A 17,125-nucleotide genomic window follows, 5' to 3' on the forward strand; every position below is an offset into this window, starting at 1 on the left:
CGATGAAAACACTCGACATCGAAGCCGTGCAGGCGTTCGTGCTGACTGCCGACCTCAAGAGCTTCACACGGGCCGCCGAAGCCATGGACACGACGCAATCGGCGGTGAGCCTGAAGATCAAGCGGCTCGAAGACGGTCTCGGCCGCCGCCTGCTGGAGCGCACGCCACGGCAGGTGCGCCTGTCTGCGGACGGCACCGCGTTCCTGGCGCCCGCGCGCGAACTGGTGGCCGCACACCACGGCGCGGTCGGCGCATTCGGCACCGGGCAGCGGCGGCTGGTGATCGGTGTCAGCCACCATGTCGTCGGCGCCGATCTGCCGATGCTGCTGCGGCGCATGAGTGAAGCGGAACCGGCGCTCGTGCTCGAGATCCGCGTCGCGGCATCACGCGACGTACTCGACGCGTTCGATCGCGGCCAGCTCGACGCAGCCGTCGCGCTGCAGCACGACAGTCGGCGGCTCGACGGCGAAACCATCCTGTCGGAGTCGTTCGGCTGGATGGCGGCGGCGGATTTCGAGTACCATCCGCCGCAACCGCTGCGGCTGGCCACCCAGGCCGAGCCGTGCAGCGTGCGCCGCATGGCGGTCGGCGCGCTCGACGAAGCCGGTGTCGCCTGGACGGAAGTCTTTGTCGGCGGCGGTGTCGCGACGATCGGCGCGGCGGTGTCGGCGGGGCTGGCCGTCGCGGCGCTCGGGCATCGCGTGGCGCCTGCCGCCACGGTCGACGTGGGCACGCGATACGGGCTGCCACCGTTGCCGGCACGCGACGTGGTGCTTCATTCGAATCTGACCGATGCACGTGCGCGGCAGGCATTGCGCACGCTGGGCGCGGCGCTCAGGTCGTCGGTCGGCATGCGTTGAGGTCGCACGCGTCGGTGCTCGTCGTCTCGCTCACGCCTGGCCGATGCCGAACCGCCTCTCCCGGAGAGAACACACATGCGTCCGCTGGAAGAACGGGCTGCACGACTCCTACGAGAGCATGCGCTGGCCAGGCTGGCAAGCCGAGGTTCAGGGCTGGCCACGGACCAATGCTTCAGCTTCTATCCGTTCCTGTGGACGAAAGACGGATCGGTCGACGTTTCCGATCTGTACGCACTCCAGATCGGCGCCGGGCCCGTGGCGTCACGGCAACCCTGACCGGGCATCCGGACACCGCGATTCGCGGAGATGCCGCCGCGTCTGGGTCGCGTTTTGACCGCATCGACATGCTTCGATGCGCGCCACGGTAAAATTCCCCGTTCATGTCACCCGCCCGTGCAGGTCACCCATGCCTGCCCGGGTCAACATCAAAACCATCATCGCGTTGATTTCCTTGCACTTTTCATCTCGCGGCGCATGAGTTACTCGCTCGCCACCACCTACACCCGCGAACTCGAGATCCGCAAGAGCCGCTTCATCGGGCTCGCGATCCCCGTCGACGACCGCGACGCCGCGATGCAGGCGCTGCAGCGCCTGCGCGACGAGCATCCAACGGCCACTCATGTGTGCTGGGCGCTGCTGGCGGGCGGCCAGTCCGGCATGTCGGACGACGGCGAGCCGTCGGGCACTGCGGGCCGGCCCATTCTAGAAGTGCTGCGCCATCACGATCTCGACGGTGTGCTCGGCGCAGTCGTGCGTTACTACGGCGGCGTGAAGCTCGGCGCGGGCGGACTGGTACGCGCATACACCGATGCAATCGCGTCGGCGCTGCTCGATGCCGAGCGCATCGAGCGCGTTCGCCAGACGCGGCTCGCGATTGAGATCGGCTACCCCGAGGAGGCGCGCGTGCGCCGCTGGATCGAACAGGCCGGCTATGAACTGGTGGACAGCGCGTACGGGATGACGGTGAAGCTCGTGATCAAGCTGCCGGAAAACGCCGAGGCCGATGCGCGAGCGGAACTGTTCGACCTGACGCAGGGACGCGCGGGTTTCCCGGTGCTTTGAGCGTCGACACTCGGCCACGCTCCGTTGGATTCGTTTTTATACAGGCTCTCAGGTTCTGGCTTCCGCGTGGGTCTCTCGGCGCGGTCGTATGCTTTGGCGCGTCGGAACGGCTCGATTCGACGTTGACGACGCTCATCGAAGCGCACATTACGGCACGCTTTCGACACTGTCAATTCGATATCTTGAAAGACTGTAAAACCCGTCCCGTGAATCCGTCGATCCCGGCGAAGACGCAAAAAAAACGCACCGCATGACGCGGTGCGCTTTTTCCTATCAAAACCCGCCTGGGTGAACCAGGTCAGTACGTATCCGGCACGATCATGTCGTCCGGCGTCGGCCGGCGGATGTAATCCTCGTGATGCTCGCGCGGCGGCAGGTCGATCGACGCGTGCGGCACCTCGTGATACGGCACCTGGGTCAGCAGGTGGTGGATGCAGTTCAGCCGCGCGCGCTTCTTGTCGACGGCCTGCACGACCCACCAAGGCGCTTCGGGAATATGCGTGCGCTGCAGCATCTCTTCCTTCGCGGCCGTGTAGGCCTCCCAGCGGCGTCGGCTTTCGAGGTCCATCGGGCTCAGCTTCCACTGCTTCAGCGGATCCTCGATCCGGGCCTGGAAGCGCACTTCCTGCTCGTGATCGGTGATCGAGAACCAGTACTTGACGATCTGGATCCCGCTGCGCACGAGCATCTTCTCGAACTCAGGCACCGACCGGAAGAACTCCTCGTACTCGTCGTCCGTACAGAAATTCATCACGCGCTCGACGCCCGCGCGGTTGTACCAGCTGCGGTCGAACAGCACGATCTCGCCGCCGGCCGGCAGATGCGCGACGTAGCGCTGGAAATACCATTGCGTGCGCTCGCGATTGCTCGGTGCGGGCAGCGCGGCGACGCGACACACGCGCGGGTTCAGGCGCTGCGTGATGCGCTTGATCGCGCCGCCCTTGCCGGCCGCGTCGCGCCCTTCGAAAATGACGACGAGCCGGTGCCCCGTGCTCACAACCCAGTCCTGCAGCTTCACGAGTTCGCCCTGCAGCCGGAACAACTCGCGGAAATATTCCTTGCGCGCCTCGCGACGCTCTAGCGAAAACAGCAACTCGTCGCCGTCGTCGAAGCGCCGGTCGTCGAGTTCCATCTCGAGTTCTTCGTCGTACGCGTCGACGAGATCCTCCTCGAAACGACGCTGGCGCGCTTCCATCGAGTTCGTATCGGCGAGGTTGTCGGTCTCGGTGCGGGTATCGTTGTCGCCCATGGGGCCTCCTTCCATCATTGACGCAGCCAAACGCCGCCATTATCCCAGTGTCGCGCGTCAAATTCATGAAAATTGGCGCCATACCCGTCAGAAGCGGAAGTTCAACAGCACACTGGCCAGCACCGGGTTCGCCGAAATGTCGAACGTATTCGATGCGAGCGTCCGGTTCGGCTGGCTGATGTCGAGCGTGATCTTCGTGCGCAGCGGGATGTAGGTGACCATTCCGGTGATCCAGAGCCGGCGCGTGATCTGGTAGCTCGCACCGACGGTAAACACCGGCTCCCACACGCTCTTCACCTTCGCCGACACGTTGGTCCGGCCCGACAGCAGCAAGTCGCCACCGGCATCCCAGATCCGCTGGAACAACGCCGGGTCGAGCAGCAACGACTGCAGGCTGCCGATGTCCGCGCCCGCCGCAAGCAGCCCGCCGAGCGACGCCAGCTTGCGCTGGAACACGGGGTTCAGGTTCGTGTTCGTGAAGCGCGTATAGCTGAGGCCGATGCCCGCGAACGGGCGAAAGCGGTCGTCGCGCTCGCCGAGGTAGTACTTGAACACGACGGACCCGAGCCACGCCCGCGTGGTCGCGAGCGGGTTGCTTTGCGTGTTCGCGAGATCGATCAGCGGAAAGCGCCCCGGGACGCCGGCAAAAATACGATCGAGCGGCAACGCGATGCTGCCGCGCCCGCGCAACGTCAGCACCGGCGGAATGCCGGCCCCGAGTTCGGCCGCCCAGTTCTCCGAGAAAAAGTGCGTGAAGGTGAACGCCAGCGTGTTCGTATTGCTCAGCGACAGGCTCGAACCCTGGTTCTGGAAGCTGTTCAGCCCAAGCGCGTCGGTGTGCGTCGTCACGGGCGTCGACCGGCCGGTGGTCGCGATGAAGTGCCAGCCGAGGCCGACCATGTTGCGGTCGTCGCTCATCAGCTGCTCGAGCAACGGCGGCGCCTGTGCGGCCGGCAGATCGGGCAGGCTCGACGGATCGACCGGATGCAGCTCGTACGGCATCCGGTCCGCGTGGACGACGCCGCCGGCCGGTGCGTCATCCGCCGTTGCATCGTGTGGCGCGGCCGGATCGCAGCCGCCGGCCGCACCGTTGCCGTCGAAGCCGATACCGTCCGTGCCATCGTCGCGCACTGCCGCGCACGCACGCAGCGCTCCGCCGGTTCGCTGCCCGAGCGTGATCTTGCGTGCGGTCAGCGGAATGGCATCGGGTGGCGGCACGTCGACCGACGCACCTTCGCGCCGGCCACGCACCGGCTCCGTATCGGTCGCCCACGCGCGCGCATCGAACCCGTCCGCATCGCCGCCCGGCCAGAAGCCGATCCCGTCGGCGCCGGCCTGCCAGCGCGACTCCGCATCGCCGTCCGGCTGCGGCGCGCCGTGCGCGGCGGCCGCGCACGCGAACAGCGTCGCGCCGATCCAGCGCGACAGCGGACGCGCGGCGCCCGGCCGCGCGCGGCGGCGGGTAGTATCGCGATTCGTCATCGGCTCAGGCCGGCACGCCGAACAGGCGCTGGCGGATCCGGTACAGCGGCTCGAACAGCCATTCGAGCAGGCTGCGCCGCTCCAGCACGATGTCGGCCTTCAGCATCATCCCGGCCCGCAGCGACAGCGGCCGCCCTTCGAACGACGGCGTACGATCAGCCAGTTCGACCCAGGTCTTGAAGTAGGTCTGCGGCGCGGCCGCATCGCCCGGCAGGTTCAGCTCCTTCGCCGAGAACGCAACGGGCGAGATCGACAGCACCTTGCCGCGATAGGTGCCGAACTTCTCGACCGGATAGCTTGCGTACGCAACCTTCACTTCCTGTCCCTTCTTCACGAAGCCGGCTTTCGACGACGGAATGTAGACCTCGGCGATCAGCCCGTCGGCCTTCGCGGGCAGGATCTCGACGACGCGCGTGCCCGGCGGGTCGATCACGCCGCCCTGCACGACGTCGAGCCGCACGATCTGCCCGTCGGCCGGCGCGTACAGCACCTGGTTCACGTTCTCGTCGATGTTGTATTCCTTCGCGTTCAGCTCCTCCTGCTTGATCTTCAGTTCCGCGTTCGCGCCGTCGTACTTGCTCTGCATCGTGTCGAGATCGCCGCGCAGCTTCATCGCATTCTTCGCGAGCTCGGCGCGGCGCAGCAGCAGGTCCTGATATGCCTGCCCGGCCTGCAGGTACTGCGTGTTGACCTGGTTGTACTGTTCGAGCGTCACGACCTGTTCGTCGAGCAGCTGCTTCACGCGGGCGCGTCGTTCGCCGTACTCGTCGACGATGCGCTTCTGGTCCTGGATCTGCCGGTCGATCAGCCCGCGGCTCTCGCCCTGCGCGGCGATCTGCTGGTTGATCTGCTGCACCGACGACTTGTATTCGAGGCGCGCCGCATCGATCTGCTGCGTGACCTCGACGCGCTGCCGGTCGAGTGCCGCGCGCATCCCCTGCACGTTGTTCGCCTGGCTCACGAAGCTCGTGTCGCGCGTCACCGCCAGCAGCCGCTGGCCGGCCTTCACCTGCTGGTCCTTGCCGACGTAGATGTCGCGTACGGCCCAGCCCGGCGGTGCGCTGACGCCGATCAGCCCCGAGCGCGGCGTCAGCATCCCCGACACGCTCTCGGTATTCGCGTAGCTCAGTTCGACGAGCGCCGTCACGAACATCGCGAACATCGCCAGCGACAGGTAGCAGAAGAACCGCATCGACACCGGCACGTCGACGACGCCGTGGATCACGGTGCCGAAGGTCGTGCCGCGCGCGAGCTTGCGCGACGGTTTCTGTTCTCGGAGGGCAGCGTTCCAGTTCGGCATGGGGCAGGCTCGTCAGGAGCGACGCCGCGTGGCCGCATCGAGCAGCGGCGTCGGCATCAGGTAAGGCGTGAAGTGTTCCCAGAAATGCCATTGCTCGGGCTGGCGCACGAGTGCCTGCTCAAGCCGGTCGACGATGCGCTGGTGCGTCGCGCGCACCGGCGACGCGTCGTCGTCCGCGCCGAGCATCGGCGCGAGCGGGCTGGCCGCGAGTTCGGTGAAATGCACCGCGCAGCGATCGCGAAACGGCACGCCCGTCGCGTACGCGACGAGCAGCGGGATCCCCTGCTCGACCGCGAGCTTCACGCCGCCGCCCGCCATCCGCACCCAGCGCCCGCCGAGCCGGCAGCGGTTGGTCTTGCCGAACTTGCCGTGCAGGTCGGAGAACAGCAGGAACACGGGTGCCTCGCGCCGCAGGCTCGTGATCAGCCGCCGCAGGTGCACGCGCTCGTCGATGTCGATGAACTCGACTTCGCCGGCGCCGTATTCGGCAACAAGCCGCAGCGCATCGTCGAAGAACGCGCCGGGCGCATCGCGATGCAGGATCACCATCAGCTTGCGATCGTCGGGAATCATGAAGCGCAGCTTCGTGACAAACAGCATCAGGTTGCCGAAGTGCAGCCCCGCGAGCATCAGCGGGCCGCCGCGCGCGAGCGCCGTGCGCAGCTGGTCCTCGCCGTCGCACGCCATCCCGTCGATCATCGACTTCATCGATTCGAGGCTGTGCGTGCGCAGCTTGAGCCCGGCGAACTCGGCCTCGAACAGCTCGCGCACGATCGCGGCCGACACTTCCCGCACGCGCCGCGGATCGTCGTTCAGGTGCGCGCTCAGCATGTACGCCACCGCGCGCTCGATCGATTCGCGAATGCACGGAAAACAGCGCAGGCACGCGCCCGAACACCAGCGCATCAGCCGCAGCCCGCGCGCGGGCGACGTGCGCAGCGCGACCGCGCGCACCGCGCGGCGCACCAGGAACGCATACGAGAACGGATTCAGCAGAAAGAGACGCCCGAGCATCACCGCGTCTCCTCGTTCGTGCGCCATGCGTCGGTCGCGTCGATCAGTACGCCGTCGTGCATCTGGTAGATGCGGTCGACCATCGACAGGATCGACGCATCGTGCGTGACGAGCACGATCGTGCACGGCAGCGTCAGCACGTTGCGGCAGATCTCGTGCGTCGTCGCCTGGTCGAGGTTCGACGAAAACTCGTCGAGGATCAGCAGGCGCGGCTCGCAATATAGCGCCCGCGCGATCAGCAGCCGCTGCATCTGGCCGGCCGACAGGAATTTCTGCGTATCGCCGAGCGGCGTGTCGTAGCGATGGTCGAGCCGCTCGATCTCGTCGTGGATGCAGGCGAGCTTCGCCGCGTCGAACATCGCGCCGATCCGCGGCGCCGGCGCAAAGTTCGTGATGTTGTCGCGGATCGTCCCGCGAAACAGCTGGTCGGACTGCGTGACGGCCGCGAGATGCTTGCGGTACTGCCGCAGGTTTACTTCCGCGAGATCGACGCCGCCGACGAACAGCGTGCCGGGGTCCGGCCGCACGAGCCCGCAGATCAGGTTCAGCAGCGTCGTCTTGCCGCTGCCGGTGCGGCCGACGATCGCGATCTTGCTGCCGGCCGGCACGTCAAGCGCGATGTCCCGCAGGATCGGGCGGTTGCCGCCCTTCGGCGTGTACGACAGCGCACGGATCGACAGCGCGCCATCGAATCCGTCGACCGGCCGCACGACCGCGTCCGGCGCAGGCTCCTCGGTCTCGGTCTGCAGCACGTCGGCGACGCGGTCCATGTGAACCTGCAGCACCTTGCGGCGCACGTAGAGCTGGATCGAATCGATGAACTTGTCCGCGAACAGGTTCTTGTACTGGATGAACGCATAGATCACGCCGATCGTGCTCTGGCCGTGCATCACGAGCCACGCGCCGTATGTGACGATCACCAGTTGCTCGACATGCACGATCCCCTTCGAGATTGCATCGAACAGCAACTGCAGCCGCTCCTGCTGGCGCATCGCTTGCAGCTTCTGCGTGAACGCGTTGACCCACAGGCTGCTGCGCGCGGTCTCGGCCGACAGCAGCTTGATCGAGTGTGCGGAGCGGATGTTCTCGATCAGCAGCGCGTCGGCTTCGGCGCCGCGCGTGAGGATCTGCGACATCGCGTCCTGCAGTTGCGGCTGGATCGCGAGCCGGCTCAGCGCGAACAGCACCATCCCGGCGAGGCTGATGCCGGCCAGCACGGGGCTGTAGTACAGCATCAGCACGAGCGTCAGCGTGCAGGTCACGATATTCAGCAGCCCGCCGACCAGCCCGTCGACGAGAAACCGCCCGACCTCGGACACCGACGACACGCGCGAGATCGAGTCGCCGGTGTTGTGGAACAGGAAATAGCCGATCGGCAGCCGCGCGAGATGGCCGACCATGTTCGCCGACAGTTGCTGCGACACGATGTTGCGCAGGTAGCTCTTGATGTTGCCGACGAGGTTCGCGTACAGCGTGTCGAACAGGAACACGATCGCGAACAGGATCGTCAGCAGATACAGGATGTCGACGTCGGTCTTCTTCAGCGCCTCGTCGATCGTCAGTTGCACGTACGACGGGCCGAGCAGCAGCAGGAGCTGCGCCGCGACGCCGCCCGCGATACCGATCGCGAGGCTCTTGCGGATGCCCGTCAGACCTTCGAGGTAGTCGCGCAGCCGGATCCGGTCAGCCTGCCCCGCCCGCGTGAAGCCGATGTCCGGATTCAGCTCGAGCGCGTAGCCGGTGATGTGCGTGAGCGCCTGCGCGAGCGGCAGCTTCGTCTCGCCGAGCGCGGGGTCGACGATGTGCACGCTGCCGTAGCCGACCTTCGTCAGCACGACATAGTGGTTCATCCCCCAGTGCAGGATGCACGGCGTCTTGAGCGCGTCGAGCTCGCCCGCGTCGAACTGCAGCCCGCGTGCGCGCAGGCCGAGATCGTTCGAGATCTCCATCAGGTCGAAGAACGACAGCCCGGAATCGATCCGGACCGGATAGCGGTTGCGCAGCGTGCGCAACGTCGTTTCGCGCCCGTGCCACGACGCGATCATCGCGAGGCAGGCCAGGCCGCACTCCGTCACCTCGTCCTGCAGGACCGGACGGACTTTACGCGTATTGAAAAGCATGGTCGGACACCCGGGGCGCGACGACGCGCCGCCCGGGCCTGCCGGTGCGGGCCCGTGGCGGGTCGTGCGCGATACGCATGGGCGCAGCCGGCACGCTGCCGGCTGCGACGGAAGATCGGTGTTACCGGCCGCCCGGCGGGCCGCTCAGCGCGACGAGCCGAGCGACATCCGGAACTGTTCGACGGCGTGGGTCTGGTACTGGGTCATCAGGCCCTGGATCGTGGTCCCGATCGACTGATTGACGAGATCGACCGTATAGGCAGCCGAATTGGAGTAAAGCGACGCGCCGCCGCGAATCTGGCGGGCCTGTTCTTCCGTGATGTCTCGCATTTGTTGTGGCCTTTATATTGTTGGAATGCCCGCCACCGTCAGCCAATTGAAATATCAATGGCCGTTAACTTTATTACGGGGATAATCCGGCACTCCTGCCTCCTGATAATCGCCCGAATCCGGAATAATGCATTCCGGAGTCGCTTTATTGCCACTGCGGCGATCGATTCTTTTCCTTCTGTTTCGCAGCATTTTGCGCGGGGGGCGCCTCCCCGCGCACGGCGGTTACTTGCCGGTGTTATTGAACGTTTTCGGGTTCTGCAGGTAATTGCCGAGGCTCGGCAGGAACTGGCCGAGCGCGGTCACCACCGGCGCGGCGTCAACGGCGAGGCTACCCAGCGAGCTGATCGCACCGCCGCCATGCACATTCCTGACCTGTTCCGTCGTCATGACCTTCATCATTCTCTCCTCGTAAAAAATAAAGATGATGCAAAGAACCTTCATTGAAAGACAAACGGCTTTTAATCCCTAGCGACTTGTTAATCTAATAATCACTGCGATTACGAGCCGAAATCAGGCTATCATGCGGTCGCATCGGAATTCAATGGAGGACACACTCTTACAGGTGCGTTTTCCGATATGTGACGGGTAGCAGGCATTCATGCTGTTTGAATTTCAATTTCAAGACGTTTAAATCCCGCCGCAACGCATTGCGGCACGGGCAGGAGACGGAGACGGCCATGTTTGAAACGAGGCGCGCGAATCGCGGATCGGCGACGCGGAATGCGGGTATTTCCCTATCAAGAATTTCGACTAGGTGGAATCCCCGACTTGCAACCATGACAGCGTTCGCTGTAACAGTGGTCGGCGTATCGGCAAACGCGCATGCGTTTTGCCTCGACACGGCCTACCAGTACGCATCCGTGCACGATCCGCGCTACCTGCAGGCGCGCAGCGAGTACGATGCGGCCCGCCAGAAATTCCCCGAAGCGCGCGCGCAGATGCTGCCGCAGGCCGCGGCGCAACTCGAATGGGGACGCTACGGCACGCACGCGAACCTGTTCGGCATCGACGTCAGCGGGTCGAGCAATGCCGCGTACGGTTCCGCGCAAGTCACTCAAGCGTTGTTCAACGTGCCCTACCTGTACGACATGCGGCGCGCGACCGAATACGAGGAATCGGCGAAGCAAAAGCTCGAGGTCGCGAAGCAGGACCTGATCCTGCGCGTCGCGAACGCGTGCTTCGACCTGCTCAGCGCGCGCGAGAAACTGCAGTCGGCCGACGACGAAGTGAGCGCGCTCACGCGGCTCGAAAGCGACACGCGACGCATGGCGCAGCTCGGGATGAAGACGATCGGCGACACGGCCGAGATCGAGGCGCGCCGCAGCCTCGCGGAATCCGACGAGGCACTCGCACAGACCGACGTCGACGCGCGTCGTGCGCGCTACGAGACGCTGCTCGGCTCGACGATCGATTTCTCGCGCTGGCCTCGGCTCGCGATGCGCGGAACGTCGCCGCGCATTCCGTCCGGCGACTACGCGCCGCAGGACAACCCCGCGTACCGTCAGGCGTATCGCGACGTCCAGGTCGCGCGGCTCGCGGCGAAACGCGTCAGCGCCGAGCACTTGCCGACCGTCGACCTGTTCGCGTCGTATTCGCGCGGGCTCAACCCGAACCTGCGCGGGCTCACCGATCGCTCGGACTTCCATCAAAGCGCGTTCGGCGTGCAGGTGACGATCCCGATCTTCTCCGGCGGCAGCGTGTACTACCGGCAGGTGGAAGCCGAGCACGTGACCGAGCAATACCGCAACCGGCTGCGCGAGGTCGAGGAGCAGTTGGGCACCGATCACCGCGAGGCGCTGTCCGCGCTCGAATCGGTCGGCAAGCGCATCCGCGCGCTGCAGCAGTCGCTGCAGGCCGCGAGGCTCGCGTACGACTCGTCGATGAAGGCGCATCAGGTCGGCTACAGCACGACGTACGAAACGCTGAACCTGAGGCGCGACATCTCGGGCATCCGGCAGAAGCTGTTCGACAGCTATCTCGATGCGCTGAAGCTGCAGTTGAAGCTGAAAAGCGTGCTCGGCACGCTCGACGAACAGTCGCTGGTGGCGGTGGACAGCTTCCTCGAAAGCAACGCGGCGAACGACCGCGGTTGAGCACGCATCGGCACGCCAATAAAAGGTTGTACGCACAACGTTATTGGGTGTGTCGATGTATCGGCGCATCGCGATGCCATCTCGCATCCTCCCGCAAACTTGCGTCCGACGCTGCACGTTCGTGGTGCGCGATGTCCGGTCCCGACCGCACAAGACATCGGCCGCAGCCCCATCACGACGTGCAGGGGTATACGCGATGTTGCATCAGAAAAAAACTTTGCATAGAGTGCTTCCCATCGATCCGGCGGACAAAGACGTCCCACGATCGTGCGCAGCGCGAGCCAGATAGCCCGCGCTTCGCCGGCCGCGTATCCGGCCACTCATCCGCATTCCCGTTATCCGACAGCGTTGTCGGATGAACGGACCGGCAAAGAAGCCCTTGCCTCGCTCGTCGAGGCAAGGGCTTTTTTTTGCGTTTCGAAAACGCACGTCTTCACCTGAACCAGGAGCACACCATGCGTCATGGCGATATTTCCAGCAGCAACGACGCCGTCGGCGTCGCCGTCGTCCAGTACAAGATGCCGCGCCTGCACACCCGCGCCGACGTGATCGCGAATGCACGTGAAATCGCGGAGCGCGTGGTCGGCATCAAGCGCGGCCTGCCCGGTATGGATCTCATCGTGTTTCCCGAATACTCGACGCACGGGATCATGTACGACGCGAAGGAGATGTACGACACGGCATCGACGATCCCCGGCGAGGAAACCGACATCTTCGCCGCCGCATGCCGCAAGGCGAACGTGTGGGGCGTGTTCTCGCTGACCGGCGAGCGCCACGAGGAACACCCGAACAAGGCGCCGTACAACACGCTCGTGCTGATCAACAACCAGGGCGAGATCGTGCAGAAGTACCGCAAGATCATGCCGTGGGTGCCCGTCGAAGGCTGGTATCCGGGCGACTGCACGTATGTGGCCGACGGGCCGAAGGGGCTCAAGATCAGCCTGATCATCTGCGATGACGGCAACTATCCGGAGATCTGGCGCGACTGCGTGATGCGCGGCGCCGAACTCGTCGTGCGCTGCCAGGGCTACATGTACCCGGCGAAGGACCAGCAAGTGCTCGTGTCGAAGGCGATGGCGTTCATGAACAACTGCTACGTCGCGGTTGCGAACGCGGCCGGGTTCGACGGCGTGTATTCATATTTCGGCCACTCGGCGATCGTTGGCTTCGACGGCCGCACGCTCGGCGAATGCGGCGAGGAAGAAAACGGCGTGCAGTATGCGGAGCTTTCGGTGAGCCTGATCCGCGACGCGCGCCGCAACATGCAGTCGCAGAACCACCTGTACAAGCTGCTGCACCGCGGCTACACGGGCAAGATCGGTTCCGGCGAATCGCCAAACGGCGTCGCGCAATGCCCGTTCGAGTTCTACGCGAACTGGGTCAACGATCCGGACGGCACGCGCCTGGCCGTCGAGCGCCTGACGCGTGCGACACCCGGCACGCCCGAATGCCCGATCGAAGGCATTCCGTCCGAAGCGCCCGCGCATCGCTGAACCCGCGCCCCGCCCGGCCGTTCGCGCTGCGTGCGCGAACGGCGCCGTCTCACTCTGGAGCCTTCATCATGCTCGGTGTCGCTCTCTTCTTCATCGGCGCGGTGCTGGTCGTCAACGGCGTCGCGCTCACCGGCCGCATCGAACCGCGCGACGCGGCCGGCCTGAACCTGCTCGTCGGGCTGCTCGCGCTGCTGATCAACCTCGCCGGCCTCGTGCAGGCATCGGCGCCGCCGCAGTATTTTTCGAGCGCGGGCGGGCTGCTGTTCGCGTTCACGTACCTGTACCTCGCCGCCGTCCAGTGGCGCGGGCTGCAAGGCGCGGGCCTCGGCTGGTACTGCCTGTTCGTCGCGATCAGCGCGCTCGTCTATGCGGGTACGTCGAACGACGTGCGTTTCGGGGCGATGTGGCTGCTGTGGTCGAGCCTGTGGTTCCTGTTCTTCGTCGCGCTCGGGTTGAAGCGGACCGTGCGCTTCCTGCCCGGCTACACGATCGCGATCGGCGTCGGCACCTGCTGGTTGCCCGGCATGCTGATGATGACGGGGAGGTGGTAATGAGCGCACGCGATACGCCGCTGGCCACCGATCCGCTCGCCGGGCACCGCATCGCCGATGCGCCGTTCTACCAGCCGGCCGGCGCCGAGGCCGACTGGTTCGAGACGGCCTGCCGGCATCACCTGCCGGTCCTGCTGAAAGGGCCGACCGGCTGCGGCAAGACGCGCTTCGTCGAATACATGGCGTGGCGCATGGGCCTGCCGCTGATCCAGGTCGCGTGCAACGACGACACGTCGGCGGCCGACCTGACGGGCCGCCACCTGCTCGACGCCGACGGCACCTATTGGGCCGACGGGCCACTCACGCTCGCGGCGCGGCATGGCGCGATCTGCTATCTCGACGAGATCGTCGAAGCGCGCCCCGACGCAACGGTCGTGATCCACCCGCTGACCGACTCGCGACGCGTGCTGCCGCTCGACCGGCTCGGCGAGGTCGTGCATGCGCATCCGGATTTCCATCTGGTGATCTCGTACAACCCCGGCTATCACGGCGAACACCGGCGGTTGAAGCCGTCGACGCGGCAGCGCTTCGTCGCGATCGACTTCGGCTATCCGGATGCGGAGCACGAAGCCGACGTCGTCGTGCGCGAAAGCGGCGCCGATCGCGACACGGCGCGCCGGCTCGTCGATCTCGCACAGCGCACACGTGCGCTCGCGCAGGCCGGCAACGGGCTCGACGAAGGTGCGTCGACGCGCCTGCTCGTGCATGCGGCCCGGTTGATCGTCGCGGGTCTCGCGCCGCTCGACGCGTGCCGGATCGCGATCAGCGACGCGGCGACCGACGAAGCCGACACGCGCGCCGCGTTACAGACGATGGCCGCCGCGCACTTCGCGACATGAGCGCGCAGCACCTCGCCCGCTTCCTGCAGGGGATGACCGCACACGAGACCGACGTGCGGCTCGACGATGCGGCGCTGCGCACGACGCTCGGTCACGCCGCATTGCGTGTGCCGGGCAGATTGTCGCCCGCCGCGCGCGTCGCGGCGGCCGCGCACGCACTCGCGCACTGGCTGCATTCGCCGTCCGGCGAACCGGCCGACACACTGACGCCGATCGGCATCGCCGTTGCCGGCCTGATCGAGGATGCGCGCGTCGAAACGCTGCTCGCCCGCACCTGGCCCGGGCTGGCAACCTTCTGGGCGCCGGCGTTCGCACCGATCGACCGCGAAGGGCTGACGTTCGGCCACCTGTGCGCGCGGCTCGCGAAGGCGCTGTTCGATCCAGCGTATCGCGACGGCAACCCGTGGGTCGACAAGGGCGCGCAGCTGTTCAACGAAAAACGCGACGCACTCGACGACTACCGCGCGTTCCGCACGATCGCGTCGCGGCTCGCGAACGATCTCGGCCAGATGCGCGTGCGCTTCGAACCCGACGACGGCGCATGGCTGCCTTATCGCGATGACAACGCGTGGCTATGGGCGCAACCCGCCGCTGCGTCGGAACAAGCCGGCAACGAAGGCGTCGAGACGTCGGCCGCGACCGGCGGCCAAAGCGACGAACCCGACGACGAACCGCCACCGGCACCCGATGCGCCGCGCTACCCCGAATGGAATTGCCACACGCAGCGCGAGCGCCGCGACTGGACGACCGTCATCGAACGCGCGCCCGTCACGTCGGCGCCGTCGCCATCGCTTGCCGCCCTGATCGACGCCGATCGGCACGCGGCGAAGCGGATGCCATCCGCGCGCGCGACGGAACCGATGCGTCGCATCGGCCGCCAGCTCGACGGCGATGCGCTCGACGTCGATGCGGCGATCGCCGCACGTATCTCGCGCCGCACCGGGCATGCGCCCGATCCGCGCGTGTTTCGCCGCCGCGTGCCGCACGATGCGCGCGGGCCGGTGCTGATCCTGCTCGACCTGTCGGCGTCGACGGCCGCGCAAGTCGCCGCGCTCGAGAAGCGCGCCGCATTCGTGCTCGGCGACCTGTTCGACCGGCAGCAACGGCGCTGGGCCGTTCACGGCTATACGTCGGACGGCCGCCATCGCGTGTACTACGCGCGCTTCAAGAATTTCGGCGAAGCGTTCGACCCCGGCCGCCGCGCGGCGCTGCTCGCGGCCGACGCCGGGATGAGCACGCGCACCGGAGCGGCGCTGCGCCATGCGCTGACGTTGCTGCGGCGCGAAGCGGTCAGCGCGCGCGCCGCCGTGCTGATGATCGGCGACGGCGAAGCCGCCGACATCGACGTGTTCGACCCGCGCTACCTCGTCGAGGATGCACGTCACGCGGCACGCCAGGGCCGGCGGCGCGGCGTCGCGATCGCCGGTCTGTCGTTCGGCGCACCGCCCGGGTTGTCTACAATACTTGGCGTCGGCCCGAGCTGCCTGCACGCGGCGAACGGCGACGCACTGCCCGCCGTCGTCGCGCACGCGGCCGGGCGGCTGACCGCGTGACGGTCCTACCCGCAAGAATCAGGATGGACGAATGAACAGTGTGAAGGTTGGCGTGTTGTTCTCGCAGAGCGGATGCACGTCGCACCTCGGCCAAAGCCAGTTGCGCGGCACGCTGCAGGCGATCGCCGAGATCAACGAAGCGGGCGGCGCGAACGGCTGCGAGATCGTGCCCGTCGTGCGCGACGCGTGCTCGGACCCGGCCGTCTACGCGCGGCTCGCCGAGGAACTGATCGCCACCGAGCGCGTGAACGTGCTGTTCGGCGGATACATGTCGAGCAGCCGCAAGGCGCTGATTCCGATCGTCGAGAAGTGGGACAAGCTGCTGTTCTACCCGACCCTCTACGAAGGCTTCGAGTTCTCGCCGAACGTGATCTACACGGGCGCCGCGCCGAACCAGAACAGCGTGCAGCTCGCCGCGTTCATGACCGCGCAGTTCGGCGCGCGCGTGTACCTGGTCGGGTCCGACTACATTTACCCGTACGAGTCGAACCGCATCATGATCGACCTCGTCACGCAGCATCCGGACGGCCAGATCCTCGGCGAGGTGTACATGCCGCTCGTCGCGTCCGAGCAGGATTTCGCGGCGGTCGTCGAGGATATCCGCGCGAAGGCGCCCGACTTCGTGTTCAGCACGCTGGTCGGCGACAGCACGGCCGCGTTCTACCGCGCCTATGCGCAAGCGGGCCTCGATGCGCGCAAGATGCCGATCGCGAGCCTGACGACCTCCGAGATCGAACTCGGCCAGATGGGCGCGGCCGCGGCCGGCCACTACACGTCGTCGCCCTATTTCCAGACCATCGATTCCGACGTGAACCGGCGCTGCATCGCGCAGCTCAAGGCGCGCTTCGGCGACGACGCAAGCGCGTCCGCGCCGTGGGAAGCCGCGTATTTCCAGGCCCACGTGTTCGCCAATGCGCTCGCGCGCGCCGGCACCGATCAGCGCGACCGGCTCGTCGAACATCTCGCGGATTCGGAATTCGACGCGCCGCAGGGACGCGTGAAGATCGACCGGCTCACGCAGCACACGTGCCTGTATCCGCGCATCGGCTGCGCGACGGCCGACGGCAATTTCACGATCGTGCGCGAAGCGACGCGACGCGTGCATCCCGATCCGTACCTGATCACGCACTCGCTCGGCGACCGCGTGCACACGCCCGATGAACTGAAGGCGTAACC

Annotated in this window: 15 protein-coding genes; 8 read left to right on the forward strand and 7 right to left on the reverse strand. The window is 66.3% G+C overall.

Annotated elements, in window-relative coordinates:
• The first annotated feature begins 2 nt into the window (after positions 1-2).
• Together KEC55_RS20940 and KEC55_RS20945 are read left to right on the forward strand one after the other, a co-directional pair.
• Positions 3-860: a LysR family transcriptional regulator gene (locus KEC55_RS20940; protein WP_282510328.1), complete on the forward strand. Its 858-nt coding sequence runs from the start codon at positions 3-5 to the stop codon at positions 858-860.
• 474 nt (positions 861-1,334) lie between these two features.
• The gene (locus tag KEC55_RS20945; RefSeq protein WP_282510330.1) at positions 1,335-1,922 is read left to right on the forward strand and encodes an IMPACT family protein; all 588 of its coding nucleotides are present in this window, start codon (positions 1,335-1,337) and stop codon (positions 1,920-1,922) included.
• A gap of 298 nt (positions 1,923-2,220) precedes the next feature.
• Here KEC55_RS20945 and ppk2 read toward each other — a convergent pair whose 3' ends face one another.
• The 7 genes from ppk2 to KEC55_RS20980 all read right to left on the reverse strand — a co-directional run bounded on the left by ppk2 (position 2,221) and on the right by KEC55_RS20980 (position 9,816).
• Positions 2,221-3,171 carry a polyphosphate kinase 2 gene (ppk2, locus tag KEC55_RS20950; RefSeq protein ID WP_282510332.1) on the reverse strand — a complete coding sequence of 317 codons (951 nt, stop codon included), beginning with the start codon at positions 3,169-3,171 and terminating at the stop codon, positions 2,221-2,223.
• Positions 3,172-3,258: 87 nt separating this feature from the next.
• A complete protein-coding gene (locus tag KEC55_RS20955) occupies positions 3,259-4,653 on the reverse strand; it encodes an OmpW/AlkL family protein (protein ID WP_282510334.1) in 1,395 nt (464 codons plus the stop codon).
• A 4-nt stretch (positions 4,654-4,657) separates the two neighbouring features.
• Positions 4,658-5,953 (reverse strand): HlyD family secretion protein, encoded by a 1,296-nt coding sequence (locus tag KEC55_RS20960; protein ID WP_282510336.1) that lies wholly within the window; start codon positions 5,951-5,953, stop codon positions 4,658-4,660.
• A 12-nt stretch (positions 5,954-5,965) separates the two neighbouring features.
• Positions 5,966-6,970: a hypothetical protein gene (locus tag KEC55_RS20965; RefSeq protein WP_282511369.1), complete on the reverse strand. Its 1,005-nt coding sequence runs from the start codon at positions 6,968-6,970 to the stop codon at positions 5,966-5,968.
• Positions 6,967-9,087: a peptidase domain-containing ABC transporter gene (locus tag KEC55_RS20970; protein WP_282510338.1), complete on the reverse strand. Its 2,121-nt coding sequence runs from the start codon at positions 9,085-9,087 to the stop codon at positions 6,967-6,969. Before KEC55_RS20970 ends, KEC55_RS20965 begins: the two co-directional genes overlap by 4 nt.
• Before the next feature lie 144 nt (positions 9,088-9,231).
• Entirely contained in the window at positions 9,232-9,417 is a 186-nt protein-coding gene (locus tag KEC55_RS20975) for a hypothetical protein (RefSeq protein WP_166953149.1), read from the reverse strand.
• A gap of 225 nt (positions 9,418-9,642) precedes the next feature.
• Complete coding sequence (locus tag KEC55_RS20980) at positions 9,643-9,816, reverse strand: hypothetical protein (RefSeq protein WP_006495012.1); 174 nt, start codon at positions 9,814-9,816, stop codon at positions 9,643-9,645.
• A gap of 281 nt (positions 9,817-10,097) precedes the next feature.
• Between KEC55_RS20980 and KEC55_RS20985 the strand changes: the two genes are divergently transcribed.
• The 6 genes from KEC55_RS20985 to KEC55_RS21010 all read left to right on the forward strand — a co-directional run bounded on the left by KEC55_RS20985 (position 10,098) and on the right by KEC55_RS21010 (position 17,123).
• Positions 10,098-11,513 carry a TolC family protein gene (locus KEC55_RS20985; RefSeq protein ID WP_282511371.1) on the forward strand — a complete coding sequence of 472 codons (1,416 nt, stop codon included), beginning with the start codon at positions 10,098-10,100 and terminating at the stop codon, positions 11,511-11,513.
• 455 nt (positions 11,514-11,968) lie between these two features.
• Positions 11,969-13,006: an aliphatic amidase gene (locus tag KEC55_RS20990; RefSeq protein WP_282510349.1), complete on the forward strand. Its 1,038-nt coding sequence runs from the start codon at positions 11,969-11,971 to the stop codon at positions 13,004-13,006.
• Positions 13,007-13,074: 68 nt separating this feature from the next.
• Positions 13,075-13,557 carry an AmiS/UreI family transporter gene (locus KEC55_RS20995; RefSeq protein ID WP_282510351.1) on the forward strand — a complete coding sequence of 161 codons (483 nt, stop codon included), beginning with the start codon at positions 13,075-13,077 and terminating at the stop codon, positions 13,555-13,557.
• Entirely contained in the window at positions 13,557-14,396 is an 840-nt protein-coding gene (locus KEC55_RS21000; RefSeq protein WP_282510353.1) for a CbbQ/NirQ/NorQ/GpvN family protein, read from the forward strand. The genes KEC55_RS20995 and KEC55_RS21000 overlap by 1 nt, the downstream gene beginning before the upstream one ends.
• A complete protein-coding gene (locus KEC55_RS21005) occupies positions 14,393-15,949 on the forward strand; it encodes a nitric oxide reductase activation protein NorD (RefSeq protein WP_282510355.1) in 1,557 nt (518 codons plus the stop codon). Before KEC55_RS21000 ends, KEC55_RS21005 begins: the two co-directional genes overlap by 4 nt.
• Positions 15,950-15,980: 31 nt before the next feature.
• Entirely contained in the window at positions 15,981-17,123 is a 1,143-nt protein-coding gene (locus KEC55_RS21010; protein ID WP_282510357.1) for a transporter substrate-binding domain-containing protein, read from the forward strand.
• Positions 17,124-17,125 lie beyond the last annotated feature (2 nt).

The sequence above is a fragment of the Burkholderia cepacia genome (assembly GCF_029962485.1).
GTDB lineage: Bacteria > Pseudomonadota > Gammaproteobacteria > Burkholderiales > Burkholderiaceae > Burkholderia.